Raw genomic sequence first — 4,586 nt, 5'->3', positions numbered from 1 at the left:
GCAAGGGAAATAGGTCTGTCAACCGGGCTCGAACTGTTATTTAAAGATAGGTTGGTATTCCGTGCAGGCTATAACTACCAGGATGCACAGAAAGGTGATGGCAGTTATTTTACCCTGGGTGCAGGCTTTAGGTACCAGATCTACAGCATTGATCTGTCTTATCTCGCCACGGCAGAAAGAAGCAATCCGCTCGCCAACACGCTGCGGTTTGGCCTCGCGGTAAATTTTCTCCCGAGGAAGGGAAAATAACAGCAATAACAAGCAGATCGTAGCCAGACATTACTGGTGAAAATATAGGACAGAATAGGAGGAGATGGCTTAAACAAAACTAAAACCAATATTATTTAATTTAAACCCTGACCAAATGAAAAAACGATTACTCTCTTTTCTCGCCATGTTATTGCTCTGTGCAATTGCGAATGCCCAAAACCCGGTCACCATCACCGCAGCCGCTTCAAAGCGGCCATCTCAAGGTGGTAATGAAATTACCAAAGCCTTCGATGGTAATCTGACGACCATGTATCACTCTAATTGGACTCTAAATGCCATGCCGGATACGGTTGATTTTTATTTTGTTGGTGTAAAAAGCATCAATAAAATCGATTACACACCAAGGCAGACGCAGCTAAACGGTGTCTGGACCACTGTAGATGTTTATTATGCTTCTGCCGATGCACCTTCGGTTTTTGTAAGCAAGTTGAGTAATATCAGCTGGGCGCAAACGAATACCGTAAAAACGATCGATATGACGGCCAGCCCGATTGTAAAACCCTACATTGTTCGCTTTGTCATCAGGGCAGCAGGGGGTAATTTTTCGAGCTGTGCAGAAATCAATTTTAGCTCTGCAGAAACAGGGCCATTCGTTCAGCCTATAGATTGCGATAATCCAATAGCAGAAGATTTTACGGCCTATTCTGATGTTAAACTGGCCATTTCCAGTGCAAGCGTTAGTCCTGCGGCAAATAGTAGCAGTGAGGACATCTCACGTACCTACGATAACAACACGGCTACCTTATATCATTCTAGCTATAGCGGTGGAGGATTCCCGATCAGTTTAACCTATAATTTTACCGCCAGTCCAACCATTGATTATATCAATTACCTACCCAGGCAGGATGGTGGCAATAATGGCCTTTTTGGTACAGGCGAAATCTGGTATAAAACGACGACACAGACTACTTTAACCAAATTAATGAATTTTGATGCGGCCTTTAGTTCATCTGCCTATAAAATCAGTTTTCCAGCAGCTTTAACCAACGTTACCCAGATTGTAGTTAAAGTGCTTACGGGTAAAAATAACTATGCCAGTTGTGCTGAAATGCAGTTCTATCAGAAAAACAGCGCCGGCAATTTATACATGAACATTTTTGCTGACGATCTGCATAACGCGTTAAAACCTGGAATAACGCAGACGGATATTGATGCCATTGCTTCTCCATTTTTTAAATCTTTGGCGCAGTGTATTTTCAACAATACCTATAACAGGAAATATCGCGTGCAGAACTATGATTTTTATCCAAATCCAGGCACAACAGAGGGCATATTAAAAACAAACGGTTTGAACCGGTATGAGAATCCAACGGGAGTAGTTTTAAAGGCAAATACCAAAGCAATTGTTTTTGTTGGTGATACCTATGGGGTAGATCCGAAATTACTTGTTAAAGATTTTGCACTTGATAATAGCGCTACCTCAGATAGTTACCTTTTGAAAAAAGGCATGAATGTGATTAACGTGTTGCATGATGGACTGGCTTATATCGGCTATTTTAGCGATAACACAGGTTTACAGCCAATCCAGATTAACATTGCCACAGGGCAGCTTAACGGATATTATAATCCTTTAACCGATACCGATGAGGAATGGACGAAAATGTTGCTTAACGGTGTGTATCCGAAGTTAGATTTGAAAGGAACTTATGTTAATGTAAATCTCAACAAAAGTATACTGATCAGTAATTCGGCAGCTAGTGGAAAAGGTGTGATCACGGCTTACGACACCATTGTGCACAAAGAGTATATTTTAAGCGGTTTAACCAAATATAACAGAGTGCCTAAAAACCATATGTTTCTGAGGTCACTATCTGGAGGTGGAAATCCCAATGCGGGTGGCGAAGGTGTAAATTATCCTATTGGGTCGGGAACTGGGGCCAATCTGGCAAGTCCAACAGGTATATTGCGTGATGCCTGGGGCGTTGCTCATGAGTTTGGCCATAATAACCAGGTTAGACCGGGCGCTAAATGGATAGGTATGACCGAAGTAACCAATAATATTTATTCTGCATGGATACAGCATACACTTGGGAGTGTTTACGCCGGAGCCTCAAGACTTGAAAAGGAAACTGCTATTCCTAAAGCCGGAGTCCCTGAAATACGTGGTGGATCCTACAGCGCAGTATTCGATTATAGCCTGGTACAAAAGAAACACATAGAACAACAAGGCGATCCGTTCATGAAGCTGATCCCGTTCTGGCAGTTGGAAGTTTATTATCAAAGTGCCGGCGCATCTAAAGATTTACCTACCATGCAACAACGCTTATCTGGTACAGCAGCTCCGGTCGGGCAACCAGATGTGGCTTTCTGGTATGGCGATGTGCTGGAGAAAATGCGTACAACCAGCCAAACAGGACTAAGTGAAGGTCAGTTATTACTGAATTTTGTAAGTGCAACCTGCGATGCCGTTCACGAAGATTTGACCGATTTCTTTGTGAAAAGCGGTTATCTATTGCCAATTGACATGGATATAGACGATTATGGTATAAAGCGGTTAACCATTACACAGGCACAGATAGATGCGTTAATTGTTACTATACAGGCTAAAGGATATCCAAAACCGGTATCTCCGGTATTAAATTATATATCGTTGAATAGTTTAAATGCGTATAAAAACCGTATCCCATTGGCAACAATTTCAACTGCAACAGTTGGTGTAACGGCTAATGCGGGAACCTTAACAATAGATAATTCGAAATGGGCCAATGCTGTAGCTTTTGAGACCTATAACCAAAAAGCGCTCACCGATGTAGCCATTTATGGTATAGGCGACGCTACGGCTGCAAACGCAACCACAACAGTTCAATATGGGGCAGGTTCTACAAGTGTTTATGCTGTTGGGTATGATGGTGCAAGAAAACTGGTTTATCCAGCTGTAGATGTTGCCAACTCGTTGCCAACCGTATCGATTACTTCACCAGTTAGCAATGCAGTAGTTACAGTTGGTAGCGATGTTGCTATTAATGCCAATGCTGCCGATACCGATGGAACGGTTGCTAAGGTAGAATTTTATCAAGGCAGCACCCTTTTAGGTCAGTCAACCACTGCACCTTATAATTTTACCTGGACTAATCCAACTGTAGGAAATTACAACCTTACCGCTAAGGCAACCGATAATAACGGAGGAATAAAGGTATCAGACACGGTGAAGGTAATTATCAATACCTTGCCTACGGTGGCCATCAGTTCGCCAGCAAACCATGCGGTGTTTACAGTAGGTACAAATGTTGTTATTGATGCCAATGCTGCTGATACCGATGGAACAATCACCAAAGTCGAATTCTATCAGGGATCGACTTTATTGGGTGAATCTACAGCTGCACCTTATAGTTTTACCTGGACTAATCCAGCTGTAGGAAATTACAGTCTTACCGCTAAAGCAACCGATAATAACGGAGGAACAAAGGTATCAGATACGGTTAAAGTAATCATCAATACCTTACCAACGGTGGCCATCAGTTCACCGGCAAACAATGCTGTATACACAGCAGGTACGAATGTTACTATTAATGCCAGCGCTACGGATGCGGATGGTACGGTTGCTAAAGTAGCGTTTTATCAGGGCAGCACACTTTTAGGTGAATCTACAACTGCGCCTTACAGCTTTAGCTGGAATAATCCTACAGCAGGAAATTACAGTCTTACCGCTAAAGCAACCGATAATAACGGAGGGACAACAATATCAGACACGGTTAAGGTTACCATTAATACCTTACCAACGGTGGCCATCAGTTCACCGGCAAACAATGCTGTATATATAGCGGGTGCTAATGTTGGCCTAAATGCCAATGCTGGTGATACCGACGGAACAATCAGCAAAGTAGAGTTTTATCAGGGCAGCACCTTGTTAGGTCAATCTACTACTGCACCTTATAGCTTCACCTGGAATAACCCTGCTGCAGGAACTTATGCGCTTACCGCAAAAGCCACCGACAACAGTGGAGGGATAACCGTATCGGGTGCGGTTAATATTACCATAAATACTCCACAAGCTTTAGCTGTTAATCCTATAGCGGATGCATTTGTACGAGACGGTACCCTGGCAAACACAAAATATGGGGCAGCAACAACTTTGGAAGTGAAAAAAGATGGATCATCATTTTTTAGGCAGTCGTATTTGCGATTTGATTATTCTTCGTTTACACAATCCAGCGTTGAAAGTGCGAAATTGCGGGTTTATGTTTCCAGTGTTGGTGCAGATCCAACCAGGGTAGTATCTGTATATGGACTTTCCAATACAACCTGGGCTGAAAGTACAATTACTTGGAATAACCAACCAGCTGAGACCGGCACATTGATAGGGAATTATACCGTCA

Annotated in this window: 1 protein-coding gene and 1 pseudogene; both read left to right on the top strand. The window is 42.7% G+C overall.

What is annotated here, in order from left to right:
* Positions 1–249: pseudogene (locus AW17_RS24540) on the top strand (type IX secretion system outer membrane channel protein PorV); the annotation flags it as partial.
* Positions 250–364: 115 nt separating this feature from the next.
* Positions 365–4,586 (top strand): Ig-like domain-containing protein (locus AW17_RS22930; RefSeq protein WP_157280411.1); only part of this gene is annotated, 4,222 nt, incomplete at its 3' end.

Origin of the sequence: Pedobacter borealis DSM 19626 (assembly GCF_000708285.2) — a bacterium.
Classification (GTDB): domain Bacteria; phylum Bacteroidota; class Bacteroidia; order Sphingobacteriales; family Sphingobacteriaceae; genus Pedobacter; species Pedobacter borealis.
This window is presented reverse-complemented; position numbering and strand designations above follow the sequence as displayed.